The 14,892-nt window shown below is 70.9% G+C and carries 15 protein-coding genes; 6 read left to right on the top strand and 9 right to left on the bottom strand.

Annotation, left to right across the window (positions count from 1 at the left end; translation table 11 throughout):
- Positions 1-240: 240 nt before the first annotated feature.
- Positions 241-537 carry a hypothetical protein gene (locus E7T09_RS11945; RefSeq protein ID WP_136389396.1) on the bottom strand — a complete coding sequence of 99 codons (297 nt, stop codon included), beginning with the start codon at positions 535-537 and terminating at the stop codon, positions 241-243.
- Positions 538-786: 249 nt separating this feature from the next.
- A complete protein-coding gene (locus E7T09_RS22100) occupies positions 787-1,467 on the bottom strand; it encodes a hypothetical protein (RefSeq protein WP_136389395.1) in 681 nt (226 codons plus the stop codon).
- A 187-nt stretch (positions 1,468-1,654) separates the two neighbouring features.
- On the opposite strand from E7T09_RS22100, the gene E7T09_RS11935 reads away from it, so the two are divergent.
- The 5 genes from E7T09_RS11935 to E7T09_RS11915 all read left to right on the top strand — a co-directional run bounded on the left by E7T09_RS11935 (position 1,655) and on the right by E7T09_RS11915 (position 5,856).
- Positions 1,655-1,975: a hypothetical protein gene (locus tag E7T09_RS11935; protein WP_136389394.1), complete on the top strand. Its 321-nt coding sequence runs from the start codon at positions 1,655-1,657 to the stop codon at positions 1,973-1,975.
- Between the two features lie 36 nt (positions 1,976-2,011).
- The gene (locus E7T09_RS11930; RefSeq protein WP_205747009.1) at positions 2,012-2,833 is read left to right on the top strand and encodes a hypothetical protein; all 822 of its coding nucleotides are present in this window, start codon (positions 2,012-2,014) and stop codon (positions 2,831-2,833) included.
- Between the two features lie 123 nt (positions 2,834-2,956).
- Positions 2,957-4,159, top strand: a complete 1,203-nt coding sequence (locus E7T09_RS11925; RefSeq protein WP_168734819.1) for an ATP-binding protein — start codon at positions 2,957-2,959, stop codon at positions 4,157-4,159.
- Positions 4,160-4,189: 30 nt separating this feature from the next.
- The gene (locus tag E7T09_RS11920) at positions 4,190-4,966 is read left to right on the top strand and encodes a type III pantothenate kinase (RefSeq protein ID WP_136389392.1); all 777 of its coding nucleotides are present in this window, start codon (positions 4,190-4,192) and stop codon (positions 4,964-4,966) included.
- On the top strand, positions 4,963-5,856 hold the full coding sequence (locus tag E7T09_RS11915; protein WP_136389391.1) for an ABC transporter substrate-binding protein: 894 nt from the start codon (positions 4,963-4,965) through the stop codon (positions 5,854-5,856). The genes E7T09_RS11920 and E7T09_RS11915 overlap by 4 nt, the downstream gene beginning before the upstream one ends.
- Before the next feature lie 51 nt (positions 5,857-5,907).
- On the opposite strand, the gene E7T09_RS11910 is transcribed toward E7T09_RS11915, so the two are convergent.
- The 3 genes from E7T09_RS11910 to E7T09_RS11900 all read right to left on the bottom strand — a co-directional run bounded on the left by E7T09_RS11910 (position 5,908) and on the right by E7T09_RS11900 (position 10,764).
- On the bottom strand, positions 5,908-6,906 hold the full coding sequence (locus tag E7T09_RS11910) for an inorganic phosphate transporter (protein ID WP_136389390.1): 999 nt from the start codon (positions 6,904-6,906) through the stop codon (positions 5,908-5,910).
- A 7-nt stretch (positions 6,907-6,913) separates the two neighbouring features.
- Positions 6,914-7,552, bottom strand: a complete 639-nt coding sequence (locus tag E7T09_RS11905) for a DUF47 domain-containing protein (RefSeq protein WP_136389389.1) — start codon at positions 7,550-7,552, stop codon at positions 6,914-6,916.
- 119 nt (positions 7,553-7,671) lie between these two features.
- A complete protein-coding gene (locus E7T09_RS11900; protein WP_136389388.1) occupies positions 7,672-10,764 on the bottom strand; it encodes an alpha-amylase family glycosyl hydrolase in 3,093 nt (1,030 codons plus the stop codon).
- Between the two features lie 129 nt (positions 10,765-10,893).
- On the opposite strand from E7T09_RS11900, the gene E7T09_RS11895 reads away from it, so the two are divergent.
- Entirely contained in the window at positions 10,894-11,178 is a 285-nt protein-coding gene (locus E7T09_RS11895) for a DUF427 domain-containing protein (RefSeq protein WP_136389387.1), read from the top strand.
- Positions 11,179-11,212: 34 nt separating this feature from the next.
- Here the strand turns inward: E7T09_RS11895 and E7T09_RS11890 are convergent, their stop codons facing one another.
- From E7T09_RS11890 to E7T09_RS11875, 4 genes are all read right to left on the bottom strand, one after another.
- Entirely contained in the window at positions 11,213-12,361 is a 1,149-nt protein-coding gene (locus E7T09_RS11890; RefSeq protein WP_136389386.1) for a GGDEF domain-containing protein, read from the bottom strand.
- Between the two features lie 155 nt (positions 12,362-12,516).
- A complete protein-coding gene (locus E7T09_RS11885) occupies positions 12,517-13,278 on the bottom strand; it encodes a 5-oxoprolinase subunit PxpA (RefSeq protein WP_136389385.1) in 762 nt (253 codons plus the stop codon).
- A 16-nt stretch (positions 13,279-13,294) separates the two neighbouring features.
- Entirely contained in the window at positions 13,295-14,233 is a 939-nt protein-coding gene (locus E7T09_RS11880) for a biotin-dependent carboxyltransferase family protein (RefSeq protein ID WP_136389384.1), read from the bottom strand.
- A gap of 30 nt (positions 14,234-14,263) precedes the next feature.
- Positions 14,264-14,890, bottom strand: coding sequence for an allophanate hydrolase subunit 1 (locus tag E7T09_RS11875; protein WP_136389383.1), 627 nt, complete (start codon positions 14,888-14,890; stop codon positions 14,264-14,266).
- Between the last annotated feature and the right edge of the window lie 2 nt (positions 14,891-14,892).

The raw sequence follows: 14,892 nt of genomic DNA, 5'->3' as shown, positions 1-14,892 counted from the left end.
CCCGCCACGCCCGCCCCTGACGCCTGAGGGCCGCGAGAAACGCCGCGCGACCCTGGCGACCGTGGCCGTGCACGTGGCCCTGCTGGGCGGGCTGCTGGCGTTCCTGGCTGACGTGAAGATCCCGCCGTCGTCGGCCCAGCCGCTGGAAGTGGTGCCGCTGGCGCCGCCGAAGCTGGCCACGTCACCCGCCACGCCCACGGCACCGATCATCCCGCCGAACAAGTTCCCTAACGTGCCCGTTCAGACCACTGCGCCGGAGCCCGTGGTGCCGGAGGTCGACGTTCCTAAACCCACGGTGCCCACGCCCGCGAAGTCCGTTTCCGTGAAGCCGCCGCCAGTCAAGCCTGTGGCCGTGAAGCCGCCGGTCGTGAAGCCCAGTCCGTCGCCAACGCCGTCGCCCTCGGCACGGCCGGCACCGGCGACGGCTGCACCGGCATCCTCCGGCGGGGCGACCACGACACCACCCGCGGCCCGGGCCCAGTCCGCCGCGCAGGCCAGTCCGGCCCCCCGCACGCCAGCCGTGACCCCAGCCCCCACGCGGACGCCGGCACCCGCCCAGGTGGCCCGCGCGTCCGGGCCGGCGACGCAGGCGGCGGCTCCCGTGACGCGGCCGACGAGTCCTGTCGCGACCTCGGCCCCCGTGACCCGGACGGCCCCCGTCCCCCCGGCGCCCGCGCCCAGGTCCGCGCCGGCCCTGAGACCGGTTCCCGTGCCCCGCCCTGCCCAGACGGCGCCGCCCGTGCCTACCAGCCGTCCCCGCGCGACGGCGACGCCCGCCCCGGCTCCTCAGCGGGTCACGACCCCGGCCCCGTCTCCGGCCCCCGTGGCTTCTGCCCCGGCGGTGCGGACGCCGACGCCGTCTGCCCGCGTGACCCCGGCCCCCACCACGACGCCCACCTCGGCCCGGTCGACGCCTGCGCCGGTTACGGCCCCCGCCAGCGCTCCCGCGGCGCCGATCACGCCCCGCGCCTCGGCCTCACCCGCCACTCCGGCGGCCGAACCGGCCTTGCCCGCGGCGTCGGCGCCTGCCGCCCCCAGTCCCGTGACGCCCCGTGCCGCCACCCCGGTCACGCCTGCCGAGACCAGCGCCGCGCCCACCCCCGCCACCTCGTCCAGGAGCACACCGGTCAGTGAACCGGAACCGGCGGCCCCGGCCGCGCCCGTCGCAGCCAGGGGTGGAAGCGGATCGGCGGCCCCAGTGGTGTCCGCGCGCCCCACGGCGGCCCCGACCGCCCCCACCCCCATCACGTCGCCGGCTCCCACGTCGAGCAGCGGAGCTGCGCCTGCCCGCGCGGGGGCCAGTTCTGCGCCCGCCCCGGCGCGTGCGCCCGAGGCAGCCAGCCCCGCCGCGCCCGTCGGGACGCCCTCCGGGGCTGGCCCGGCCGGTGCGGGGGCCGGCGGCAGCGGGGGAGCTGGTGACGCGCCCGCCGCGCGCGGTGCCGGCGGCGGCGCGGGAGCGGCGGGCACCGGTTCACCCGCCGGTTCCGGTGGAGGTGGTGGCGTCGCGCCGGCCGGAAATGGTGGGACGGGTGGGGACGGAAGTACCGGCGGCGGAGCCGGTGGCGCGGGCGGCACGACAGCACGCGCCGGAGCCGGTGCCGCCGGTACTGGCGCCTCGGCCGGGAAGCCCCTGTCGTGCACGGTGGTCATCGACGTGCGCGGTCTGGGCAACTTCCAGCGCGACATGACGAGCGCCGTGTACGACGACCAGGGCCGCAAGCTCTGGCCGGACGCGGCCCTAGTCAAGGGCGTCAGCAACGACCTCGTCCAGGAGGGGAACCTGCACACGTACATCACGTCCGAGTCGCAGATCGCCGCCTTCCCCGAGGTCACCCGCATCAAGGCGGCCCGCATCCGGCCCAATGCCCTCGCGCTGGAATCGAACGTGTACACCGACGTGTCCCTGTCGGTGCTCGCCACGGCGCTGTTCAAGTCGGCAGGTCAGGCCTGCCGCGTCGTTTACCTCAAGGACTGACGTCCCGGGGTCAAGTGTTTCAAGGAGACCGTCCTCATGCGCCAATCCTCTGCCGTGTCCGTCCTGTCCGCCGCCCTGCTGAGCCTGCTCACGCTGTCCGCGCCCGCCCACGCCTGGGTGCCGAAACTGGAGGAGACGACCGCGAAGAACGTCATCGACGGCGCGTATGCCCGCCGTGATCCGGTCGTCACGTTTCTGACCGTTGACCTGAACGTCAAGGATGGCGCGTTCGTGTCCGGCCCGGCGGCCGTTACTGCCTTCGACGGCGGCGACACCTGTATCAGCGACTGGCTGGCCGCGCCGCAGGCCTCAGGAACGGGCAGCCGCCCGCTCACCATCACCCTCAGCGGTCAGGCGGATGAGCTGGCCTTCCAGGCACAGGACTCCCGCAACAAGTTCCAGAACCTGAGCGTGAAAGACGCGCTCGGCCCCGATCTGAGCAAGGCGCGGCTGGCCGACGGGGAACTGCGGGTGGACATCGCCGTGAGGGGCCTGCCCAGCTTGCAGGCCCGCGGCGCGTATCTGGTGCGCCTGAAAGGCCCGGACGGCACCCTGGTCGCCCCGGTGCGCTCGTCGTACGTGAACGACTGGAAACCAGAGGCGGCCGGAACGGCGACCACGCCCGCTGCCACCAGCCCCGCCACCACGACCCCGGCGGCGGCCACGCCCGCCTCCACCAGCACTCCGTCCACGGCCACCCCGGCGGCCCAGGGGCCGTTCGCGGGCACGCTGGTCTACTACTTCCAGCCGCTCAAGGCCGGGATCGGGGCGAGCGACAAGACCGATCTGCTGCTGCGCACCGAGGCCGACACGAGCTGCGCGTACAGCATTCCCCTGAATCTCGGGGCCTTCCAGTAATGGTGCTTGCCACCACGGAACCGGTGGAGTAGACGGCGACCAGCACGGCCCGTCTGTGAAGAAAGCCTTGTGGGAGCACGGCACTGACCGGTGGTACAAGAGGGAGGTACCGGGAGGTACTCCGTGAGTCAGTCCCACCGCCGCCCCAGCTCCCCGCGCGCTCCACTCCAGGCCCCGACCCTGCCGGTCAGTGCCGTGCAAAGCGCGCTCGACGCGGTGGTGGACATCCTGGCCGTCGTGGACGCCCAGGGAGCGATCCTGACGGTCAACCGCGCGTGGCGGGCGTTCATGCACGAGAACGGCGGCAGCGAGGCCACGTGTGGTGTGGGCAGCAACTACCTGCGGGTCTGCGAGCAGGGGCAACCGCCCTGCGCCGATGAGGGCCCGACCGTGGCGGCCGGACTGCGCGCCGTGCTCGTGGGCGAGGCCGAGTCATTCGAGGCCGAGTACCCGTGCCATGCGCCCACCCGCGAACGCTGGTTCCGCGTGCGGGTCACGCCGTTCATGGATGGCGGAGCCCGCTTCGCGACCGTCCTGCACGAGGACATCACCGAGCGGAAGCACGCCGAGATCCGGGAATCCGACCTGGACTCCGAGGTGGCGCAGGTCGTCCGGGCGCGCACGCAGGAACTCCGTACCGAGCGCGACGAACTCGACGCCTTCGTGGGCGCGGTCTCTCACGACCTGCGTGCCCCGGTGCGGCACATCCGCAGTTTCATGCACCTGCTGCGCGGCCGGGCCGACGGTCGCCTGACCGATGACGACCGCCGCCTGCTGGACGTCATCGACGGCGCGGCCGGGCGGCTGGACGGCATGATCAGCGAGCTGCTGGGGCTGGCCCGCGTGTCGCAGACGACCCTGCACTTTCAGGACGTGAACCTCGCGCAGGTCGTGCTGCGCGCCTGGGCGAACATCAGTCCCGAGACGCAGGGCCGCCAGATCGAGTGGGTGGCCCGCGACCTGCCGGTGGTGCGCGGTGATCCCGACCTGCTGCGGCTGGTCTTCGAGAACCTGCTCGGCAACGCCATCAAGTACACGTCCGGCCGGGAGCAGGCCAAGATCGAGGTCGGGAGCCGCCCCGGCGACGGCGAGTGGATCGTGTTCGTGCAGGACGACGGCGTGGGCTTCGATCCGCAGTACACACACCGGCTGTTCGGGGCCTTCCAGCGCCTGCACAGCGACCGTGACTTCGAGGGCATCGGCATGGGCCTCGCGAACGTCAAACGCATCGTCGAGCGGCACGGTGGGCGCGTCTGGGCCGATGGGCACCCGGGCGACGGCGCGACCTTCTACGTGGCCTTCCCGAAGCCGCCACCGGCTGGCTAGGCGGCGAATCCGCCCGGTACAATCCGGGGCGTGCCCGCCTTTCCCCTCCTGGCCGTGGATATCGGCAACACCAGCACCGTGCTGGGCCTCGCGGACGACACGCTGAACCTCACGCACACGTGGCGCGTGCGGACCAACCGCGACGTCCTTCCGGATGACCTGGCCCTGCAACTGCACGGCCTGCTTACCCTGGCGGGCGCCCAGACGCCGCGCTCCGCGATTCTCAGCAGCGTGGCGCCGCCGGTCGGCGAGAATTACCAGCTGGCCCTGCGGCGGCATTTCAGCGTGGAGGCCTTCAGTGTGGCCGCCATGAACCTCCCGGACGTCTCGGTGGAACTCGACCAGCCGGATGCCGTGGGGGCCGACCGCCTGTGCAACCTGTTCGGCGCCGAGAAGTATATGGATGGCAAGGACTACGTGGTCGTGGTGGATTTCGGCACCAGCACGAACTTCGACGTGATCGGCCGGGGCCGCCGCTTCATAGGGGGGGTGCTCGCCACGGGCGCGCAGGTCAGCGCCGACGCGCTGTTCAGCCGGGCGGCGAAACTGCCGCGCATCACGCTGGCCGCGCCGCAGACCGCCATCGGGAAGAACACCGTGCACGCCCTGCAATCCGGCCTGGTGTACGGCTACGCCGAGATGGTGGACGGCCTGCTGCGCCGCATCCGTGCAGAGCTGCCGGGGCCCGCCGTGGCGGTCGCCACCGGGGGCTTCGCGCGCACCATCGAGGGCATCTGCCGCGAGATCGACCACTACGACGAGACCCTGACCCTGCGCGGCCTGGTGGAACTGTGGGCCAGCCGATGAGTGCGCCCCGGCGCATCGTGAGCCTGTTGCCCAGCGCGACCGATCTTCTCTTCGATCTGGGTCTGGGCGATCGGGTGGTGGGCATCAGCCACTCCTGCGACCATCCGGGCGTGGCGGGGCGCTCCGTCCTGACGCGGAGCATCGTGGACAGCGGGGCCCCGCAGGCCGAGATTGACCGCGCCGTGAGCGAGGCCGTGCGCGCGGGCCTGGCGCTGTACACCGTGGACGGCCCGCTGCTCGACGCGCTGGCCCCGGAACTCGTCGTCACGCAGGGCGTGTGCGAGGTCTGCGCGGTCACGCCGGGCACCATCGAGCAGGCGGTGCGGTACCTGCCCGGTTGCCTGCCCGCCGGGTCGGTGCTGAGCCTGGAGGGCAAGTCCGTGGCGGGGATCCTGGCCGACCTGCGCGCCCTGGCGGATGCGGCGGGCGTGCCCGACCGGGGAGAAACCCTGGCCGTCCGTGCCCAGGCCGAGTGGGACGCCGTGCCACCTGTCGCGCACGCGCCGCGCGTGCTGACGCTGGAGTGGATCGATCCGCCCTTCACTGGCGGCCATTGGGTACCAGAACAGGTTCAGCGGGCCGGAGGGGTGAACGTGCTGGGCGCCCCCGGCGTGGACAGCGCCCGCACCACCTGGGAGGCCATCGCCGCCACCGACCCGGACGTGATCGTGGTCATGTGCTGCGGCTACGGCCTGGACGAGAACGCCACCTTTGCCCGCACGGTGTTGGAGCGCCGTAACCTCCGCGCCGTGCAGAACCGGCAGGTGTGGGCCGTGGATGCGAACGCCCTGTACAGCCGCCCCGCGCTGGGGGTGATCCGGGGCGCGGCCGTGCTGGCCGACCTGCTGCGCGGCCGGGCGACCGATGGCGCCAGCGTCCGCCTCACGTAAACGACGCGGGGAGGGGCAGCCAGCCCCTCCCCGCGTGCGCCCGACGTTCCTCTACAGTCCTAGCAGGATGACCAGCTTGTAGAGCAGCCAGCCCAGCGCGATGCAGGTGGGAATCGTGAAGATCCAGGCCTGCACGATGCGCCCGGCGACCTGCCACTTGACCTTGCGGAAGCCCTTGGTGGTGCCCACGCCCATGATCGCGGTGGAGATCGTGTGCGTGGTGCTGACCGGGATGCCCAGGCGGCTGGCGACCTCGATGATCAGCGCGGCGCTCGTCTCGGCCACGAAGCCGTCCACGGGCTTCAGGTCCACGACCTTGAAGCCCATGGTCTTGATGATCCGCCACCCGCCGATCGCGGTGCCGAGGCCCATGGCGGTCGCGGCGGCCAGGATCACCCACAGGGGCACGGTGTCCAGGGTGGTGCCCAGGTACCCGGCGAGCGCGAAGGTGATGATGCCCATGGTCTTCTGCGCGTCGTTCCCGCCGTGGCTGAAGGCCATGAAGGCCGCGCTGAAGATCTGGAGCACGCGGAAGTTGCGCGTGACCAGCCGGGGTCGCATGCGGCGCAGTACGAGCCACGCCAGCAGGAACATCAGCACGATCGGCACCAGGAAGCCCAGGATCGGCGAGTACACCAGGCCCATCAGGGTCTTCTGCACGCCCTTGGGGATGATGATGCCCCACCCGCCGGCGGCGACGCCCGCCCCGACCAGGCTGAAGACCAGCGCGTGGCTGCTGCTGCTGGGCAGGCCACGCCACCACGTGAACAGGTTCCAGGCGATGGCGCTGAGCAACGTGGCGCCCACGACCTCCAGGGTGGAGTACTGCTGTGGCAGGATGTCCTTGCTGATGGTCTTGGCGACGGCCGTACCGGTCAGCGCACCCACCACGTTCAGGACGGCGCTCATGGCGATCGCCTGGGCGGGCGTGAGCACCCGCGTGGCGACCGAGGTGGCAATGGCATTCGCAGTGTCGTGAAAGCCGTTGATGAAGTCAAAGATCAGCGCCAGAGCGACGATCACGATCAGGGAGATCAGGGCAGTATCCACGGCCCGCCTACGCGTTCTTGAGCAGGATGCTCTCGACGGTCTTCGCGACGCGCTGCGCCTGGTCGCTGGCGTCCTCGATCAGGTTCGCGATCTCGCCGCCGCGCATGGCGCGGATCATGCCGGGCACGTCGGTCACGCCGTGGTACAGGGTGCGCTGCACCTCGTCGCTGATGGTGTCGCCCTCGTCCTCCAGCGTGCGGATCTGCACGGCGATCTGCGCGAGTTCACGGGCCTTTCCGGCGTCCTCGATCATGGGCATGCCCTGTGCGAGCAGCGCGCACTGCTGCTCGACCACCCGCGCGAGCTGCGCCATCTGCGGCAGGGGGCGCTCCACGCCGTACAGACTCAGCTTGCGCGCGGCGTCCTCCATGTCGTCCACCAGGTCGTCCAGCTCGTCGCGCAGCGAGATGATGTCCTCGCGGTCGAAGGGCACGATGAACGATTCGGCCAGCAGGTTCGTCACCTCGCGCGAGATGCGGTCGCCCTCGTGTTCCAGATCCCGGACACGCTGCACCTTGGTCTCGACGTCGGTGTAGTTCTCGAGCAGATCCACCAGGGCCTGCGCGGTCACGTGGGCGTTGCGGGCGCCCTCAGCGAACTTGGCCGCAAATTTCGGGTTGCTGGGCATGAATTTGGATAGAACCATGACAATCCTCCCGATTCTCCGCCCGGATGTCATGGGAGTGTCATGGCGGCCGGGCAGGAGAGCGCGGGAGGCCCTGAATGAACCTCCCGCGTGCGGATTCAGTGTACCCGCTGCCGGGCTTACTTCACGTTCAGGGGTGCGGTGAAGGTCGCGCGGCACGAGTTGGCGCAGTCGCGGGTGTTCGCGCCGGCCGGGGTGCTGCCCGCATCCGGGATGATGTCCCCAGCCCCGTAGCCGTCGCCGCCGAAGATGCCGGCCACCACGTTCACGCCACTGGCCGGTGCGCCACTCAGGCCCAGCGCGGTCCACGGAATGGCCATTTCAACCGTCTGGGCGGGCAGGGTGCCGGTGCTCACCACCGTGTACGCGCTGCTGCTCACGACTGAGGTGGCGGTCGCGCTGGTCACCAGCCGCAGTTCCGGGTTCTGGTTGTCAAAGCGGGCGACGAAGGCGTCCACACCGCCCATGCCACCGCTGAAGGTCGCCGCGCGTTTCCAGGCATCGAAGGTGTCGGCCTGCGTGGCCCCACCCGCTTTGGTATCCAGGTACACGATGGCCGAGTTGCCGCTCACCCGGTAGGTATACGCCAGGTACAGGTACGTGGCGTCGCTGTCGGCCTGAAGGGTCAGCCAGTTGTTGTCGGGGCCGAAGCCGCCCTCGGCGGGGCTCTGCACGTTCACTTTCGGGGCCGTCCAGTCGCCCAGCTTGCCGTCGATGCGGTACTTGCCGACCACCGTGCCGGTCAGGGCGCTCAGGTTGAAGTCCGCGCCGGTCTGCGGCGAGGTCGCGCTGCGGGTGGCGGCGTCGAAACCGTCCGCGCTGGCCCGCAGCGTCTGCGCGCCCGCCGGGGCGAACAGGGTGTACGTGCCGTCCGGGAAGGTCAAAGCGTAGTTCTGCTTGGGATTGGCGGTCGTCGCCTCGACCAGAGCGCCCGCCAGCGGAGTCCCGGCGCCCTTCACGGTGCCCTCGATGACGGTCGTGGGCGCGGGCACGTCGATGAAGTCGTAGGTGCCACTGTAGGCGTTCCCGCCCGTGCCGACCACGTAACTGCGGTTGCCCTGGCCGTCACCCTCGTACCCGCTGTTCTTCGCGCTGGCGCCGGTGTTGCCGAACTTGAAGCTGATCTCGCGGTACAGCGGCAGGTCGATCTGCGTTTTCCAGATTCCGCGCATGTTCTGCGTCATGGGGTACACGACCTGGCTGCCGGTGTCGAAGCGCCGCAACTCGATGGGGCCGTTGCCCTGGCTGCGGGCGTCCACCGTGAACGTCACCTTCGTGGTGTTCGTGGCGCTCGGCGTGGCCGTGACCGTCGCGCCCTTGCTCTCGGCTCCGCCCGCGTCCACCGTGACCACCCGGAAGGTCGTGGCGATGTCGTTCGTGACGCCTCGCGCCAGGTACGAGCCCTGGGTCGCCGGGAGGGGCGCGAAGTTCAGCAGCCGCTCGGCGCCCGTGCCGGTCTTCGCGTAGACGCGGTAGCCGCTCACGGCCGGATCGGTGCTGGGCGTCCACGTGAGGTTCACGGCGCTGTCGCCGGGCGTCGCTGCGAGGGCCGTGACCTCCGGCAGGGCGGGATTGACGGTACCGCTCGCGCCACTGCCCGCCGGGGCGGTCACGGCGAGCACGCTGCGGGGAGCCAGGGTGCCGACCAGCTTCCCACTGCTGACGCTCAGATCATGGGTGCGCCCCGTGATCTCCGTCAGCGTGGTGCCCGTGAAGGTGCCCAGCAACGGAATCCCGCCGCCGCTCAGGGTGGACAGGTCAACGGCCGTGTCACCGTTGTTCACCACGAATACCACCGGCTGTCCGGCCGTGCCCTTCACGCCGCTGACCACCCGGCGGTACGCCAGGACAGGTGCGCCGCCGTTGGGCCTCCACAGCTCCTGCTGCGCGCCGCGCGTCAGGGCCGTGTAGCTGCGGCGGGCCTGGGCCAGCGCGCCCAGCCGCTCGTCCAGCGTGCTGCTGGCCAGCTTGCTGAAGTCCATGTCCTCGCGGTTGCCCTGGCCGGTCGGGAAGTTGTACGGATCACCCTCGCCCACCTGCGCGTACTCGGTGCCCTGGTACACGCTGGGCGTGCCGCGCGAGAAGTATTGGGTCGAGAGGGCCATGTCCAGCCGCTCGGCCGCCTGCGCTGCCGTGCCGCCGCGCGAGGTCACCTCGTTCACGAAGCGCCGCACGTCGTGGTTGTCCACGAAGGTCGTCAGGCGCGTGGCATCCCGGTACACGCCGTCCTGCGCGAACACGTCGGCCATGCGGTCGAGGTTCCCACCCGCCGAACTCATCTGATCCTTGAAGGCGTAGTACAGCGCGAAGTCGAACACGCTGGGCGCCCCCAGGTCGTTCATGAACCGCGCCGTATACGCAGGATTGCCGTCGAACACCTCGCCCACCGACCACAGCTTGCTGGGATCGCCCGCGCCGCCCTTGGCGAAGAACTGCTGCCAGTACGCGTCCGGCACGTGTTTCATGGTGTCGATCCGCAGGCCGTCGATGCCGGTCGTATCGCGCCAGTACTTGATGAAGTCGTTCAGGTAGGCGGTGACTTGGGGCAGCTCCTGTCGGAAGTCCGGGAGGTCGGCCAGGCACATCGTCGTGTTGTCGGTTCCGCACTCCTTCTTGGTGATGTTGCCCTGCGGATCTTTTTCGTCGATCCGGAACCAGTCACGGTGTGTTTTCGTCAGGGTCGCGCCGTACCCGGCGTGGTTCACCACCACGTCCTGAACGATGCGAATGTTGTTCTTGTGGGCGTCCTGGATCAGCGCCTTGTACTCGGCAAGGGTGCCGAAGTGCGGATCGACCTTGAAGAAGTCCTCGGCCCAGTAGCCGTGGTAGCCGGCGAACAGCTTGCCCGTATTCGGCCCGCTGGTCGGTCCCGCGATGGCCGGCACCTGGAGGACCACCGGGCTGATCCAGATGGCGGTGAAGCCCATGCGCTTGAAATACCCGTCGTCGATCTTCGCTTTCAGGCCCGCGAAGTCCCCACCGTGCCAGGCCAGAGGATTGGTCTTGTCGGCCACGTCCCCGGCGTCCCTGTTCGGGCCGTTGTCGTTGGCCGTATTCCCGTTCGAGAAGCGGTCCGTCAGGGCGAAGTAGATGGTGTCGTCGCGCCAGTCGTGCGCTGCGGTCGCGGGCGTCTTGATCAGTCCGCAGGCGGCCAGGGAGAGGGTCAGAACAGGCATCAGGACGCCGCAGGCAACAGTGTGGAAGCGCTTCATTCCAGGGAACTCCTTGGGGGCCGGGTGTGCCGGCTGGTCGAATTGTCAGGCGTTCCCCAGTATGCACGCTGCCGCGCTTCGTGTACGCCCGCCGACGGTTTTCGCCATGCACCCGCCCTAGCCTGCCGCATGAAAGCCATCTGGAACGGCCGAATCATCGCCCAGTCCGACGACACCGTAATTGTCGAGGGCAACCATTACTTCCCGCTCGGCAGCGTGAACGCCGAGTACCTGAGTCCCAGCGCCACGCATACCTCCTGTCCGTGGAAGGGCGTGGCCAGCTACCACACCCTGAGCGTGGACGGCCAGGAGAACCGCGACGCCGCGTGGTACTACCCGGCCCCGAAGGACGCCGCGCAGCAGATTGCCGGTCGCGTCGCCTTCTGGAAGGGCGTGCAGGTCACAGCGGACTGACGCCGGGCCTTGCTGATCCCGGCGCGCCTCCCCCTCAGGTCGACCGGAGTTCTGGTTCCATTCCCTCGACGATGGTGCGGCGGGCACCGGCCAGCCGGGCGCGGTTGCCACCCGCGTCCCGCACGTCATCCAGCGCATCCTGCGCTCCGGCGAGCAGGGCCAGGCCGTCTCCCTCGCCGCCGTACACCGCGACCCCCACGCTGACGGTCACATTCACACCGTCCAGCGGCCGTGACGCGACCCGCAGGCGCAACCGCTCGCAGGCCGCGCGGGCCGCCCGTTCATCTGGGACGCGCAACAGGGCGGCAAATTCCGACGGGCCCAGTCGGGTCAGGGCGTCTTCGTCCCGCAGGGCTCCTTCCAGCGCGCGGGCGATATGCGCCAGCAGGCACCCGGCGAAGGCCTCCCCGCGCGTGGCCTCGATCTGTGGGTAGTGATCGATGATGATGACGGCCACCGCCAGTCCCTCCAGGCGGCGTGGAGTGGCCTGTCGCAGCCAGCGCCGCGCGGCGCGGCCATCGGGCAGGCCGGTCAGGCTGTCGCCCCGTCCGGTCAGGTCGCTGCCCAGGCGCTGCTGGCGCACCTCGCGGCGCAGGCGCAGCAGCCCGGAACGCTGGCCACCCAGCGCCGCCAATGAGGCCAGTAGCACCTGCATGACCACGGTGCCCATGGTCGTCGTGGCCAGCGCCGGGTGCAGCACACCACATACCAGCACTACCAGCACCAGGCCGCCCAGGGCCAGCTGGCTGGCCAGGCGGCCCGCCTCGCGACCCAGCATCCACACGTGCGCCGCCAGCAACACCGGAATCCACGGCCCGCACAGCGCCAGCGCTCCCAGGGCCACGTCCTCCGACCCGAGCAGCACGAAGGCCACGCGGCCCAGCAGGCCCACCCAGAGGCCCCCCAGCAGGCCCGTGAGCACCCGTTCCAGTGCCCAGCGGTCGGCCAGCAGGGCCGCGAAGGTGGCCAGCAGCAGCAGGGCGGGCAGGGCGTAGTGCTCGAAGGCGTCCAGCGGCCGTTCCAGCCACGACGGCAGCAGAGACAGGATCGCGACCGGGAGGGCCAGCAGGTACATGTCGCGCCGGTTCAGGCCCCCAGCCAGCAGGGGGCGGGCCGCGCGGTGGGGGCGGTTCGGCAGCACCGGGGGGGTCAGAGTGGCGGGGTCGCGCATCGTCGCGCGCATGGAATCACGCGCTCCGTCACATTCCTCGTGCTCGGCGGAGTTAAGACCGTACTGCTGATACCAAAACTCGGGCAGGAAGACCTGGGGCGCCGCCCTGTGGATGATGACTCCTGACCGGTGATCCGGCTTGGTTCATCCGGGGGTGAAGTCGGAGCTCAGGGCTGTTGGCCCGCAGGGGCCGCCACGCGCACCCCCGCGCCCTCCAGCGCGGTCCGCAGCTCGCGCGCCAGTCCAGCCGCCTCCGCGCCGTCGCCATGCAGGCACAGCGTTCGCGCGGGTACGGCGACCCGTTCCCCCGACACGGCCACCGTGAAGCCCTCCCGCGCGATCCGCACGCCCTGGGCAACGGCCTCGGCGGCGGGCAAGAGCGCGCCGGCCTGCCCACGCGGCCACAGGCTGCCGTCCGGCGCGTACCCCCGGTCGGCGAAGCCCTCGCCCAGCGCGTCCAGGCCCAGGGCCGCCGCCTCTTGCAGCATCACGCTGGTGTCGCCGGCGAGTCCATAGTACAGCGGAAGGCCGGAGTCGGCGGCCGCCTGCGCGATGGCGCGCGCCAGCACGGCGTCCTTGACGGCCATGTTGTAGAGCATGCCGTGCGGTTTCACGTGGTGCAGGGGCACGCCCTCGCGCGCGGCCACGGCTTTGAGAGCCTCGATCTGCTCCCGTACGAAGGCCGTGACCTCGGCGGGCGGGAAGGATAGTTCGCGCCTCCCGAAGCCTTCGCGGTCAGGAAAGCCTGGATGCGCTCCCGCCGCCACCCCGAAGCGCGCCGCGAGCCGCAGGGACTCCCGCATGGTGTCCGGACTCCCGGCGTGACCGCCGCACGCGATGTTCGCACTGGTGACGGACGCCATCACGGCTTCCTCGTGCGCGCTGCCCTCGCCCAGATCCGCGTTCAGGTCAATGCTGTGCTGTGCCATGACCGCAGCATAGGCATCAGCGGCCGTACCACAGCCGCAGGGCGGCCTCGGCCTGGCGCAATCCTCGTTCCTGGGCCTGCAGGGCGGCGTGCGCCCAGGCCAGGGTCACGACCTGGAAGGTCACGCGGTCGCCGGGCCGCAACTGGCCCAGGCGGGGTAGGTCGGCGCTCACCACGACCAGCGGGGTGGGATAGCCGCCGTGTGTGCCCGCGTCGGGCAGCAGCAGGATCGGCCGACCGTCCGGCGGGAGCTGGATCAGGCCCGGCACATTCGGGACGCTCACGCGCGCCGGATCGTGCGGGGCGGGAACTGTTGCGGTCAGGCGCACGCCCATGCGGTCGGCCTGCGTGCTGACCGTGAATGGCTGTCCCAGCATGGAGTCCAGCAGATCTGGCGTGGCGTCCGGGGTGGGCAGGACGTGCAGCAGATGTGGGGCCGTGACGGTCGTCCGGAGATCCACGTCGATGAACGCGCGGGGCGGCTGTGCCGCGGGCAGGGGAGTCCAGGTCAGCCGGTCACCGCGCCTCAGGGCGCGGCCCTCCTGCCCGCCGAAGGCGCCGCGCAGATCGGTGGAGATACTGCCAAACACCTCCTGTCCGTTCAGGCCGCCGCGCACTGCCAGGAAGGCCCGCGCGCCCAGCGACGTACCCGAGACCGCCAGGGTCTGCCCGGCCTGCACCGTCACCGCCCGCCACAGCGGGAAGGGCTGGCCGTCCAGCGTGGCGTCGAAGGGCGCGCCACACACGCTGAGCAGCGCATCGGCGTGCAGCCGCAGCGTGGGGCCGCTCAGCGTGAATTCCAGTCCGGCCGCCCCGGGTGCGTTCCCGACCAGGGCGTTCGCCAGCCGACGCGCGCCCGCGTCGGCCGCGCCGCCCGCCGGAATGCCCAGTGACCGGACTCGCCGACCCGCGTCCTGCACGGTCGTCTGCAGGCCGGGCCTCAGCACCTCGATCATGCCGGGTGCCCGCTCACGTCATTCCCTCAATCACGGCAGGGCCTCGAAACGCACGCGGTCACCCGGCTGCCACGGCACCGGCTCAGGCTGGGACAGGTCGAAGAACTTCATGGCTGTGTGCCCCACGATCCGCCAGCCGCCGGGCGTGGCGCGTGGGTACACGCCCGCCCAGGGGCCGCCCAACGCCACGCTCCCCGGCGGCACCCGCTCGCGCGGCGCGGCCAGACGCGGCATCCGCAGCTCCTGCGGCAGGCCGGTCAGGAACGCGAAGCCCGGCGTGAAGCCCAGGAACGCTACCTCCAGCGTCAGGCCGCACAGCGCCGCGATGAACTCCGCCTCGGTGCGCTGCGTGTGCGCCGCACACCACGCCAGATCCGGCCCCACGTCCGTCCCGAAGGTCACCGGGACGACCAGTGTCCGTCCCCCACCCTGCGCTCTGGGGTGCAGGCCGGCGAGTCTCGCCCGCAGAGCGTCCTCCAGTGCATTGCAGTCAGGGTGCAGCGGGTCGAACAGCACCGTCAGCACGTTCAGGGCCGGCACGCTCTCACGCACGCCCGGCAGGGGCCGCGCCCTCAGGTCGGCGTGCAGTTCCCGCGCCAGGGACGTGCCCACCACGAGCGCCGCGTCTCCCAGAAGCATGAAGGTGGGCCCGGACATAC

The organism is Deinococcus sp. KSM4-11 (assembly GCF_004801415.1).
In the GTDB taxonomy this organism is placed as follows: Bacteria; Deinococcota; Deinococci; order Deinococcales; family Deinococcaceae; genus Deinococcus.
Note: the sequence above shows the minus strand (reverse complement) of the source record. Positions and strands in the feature narration are given on the sequence as shown.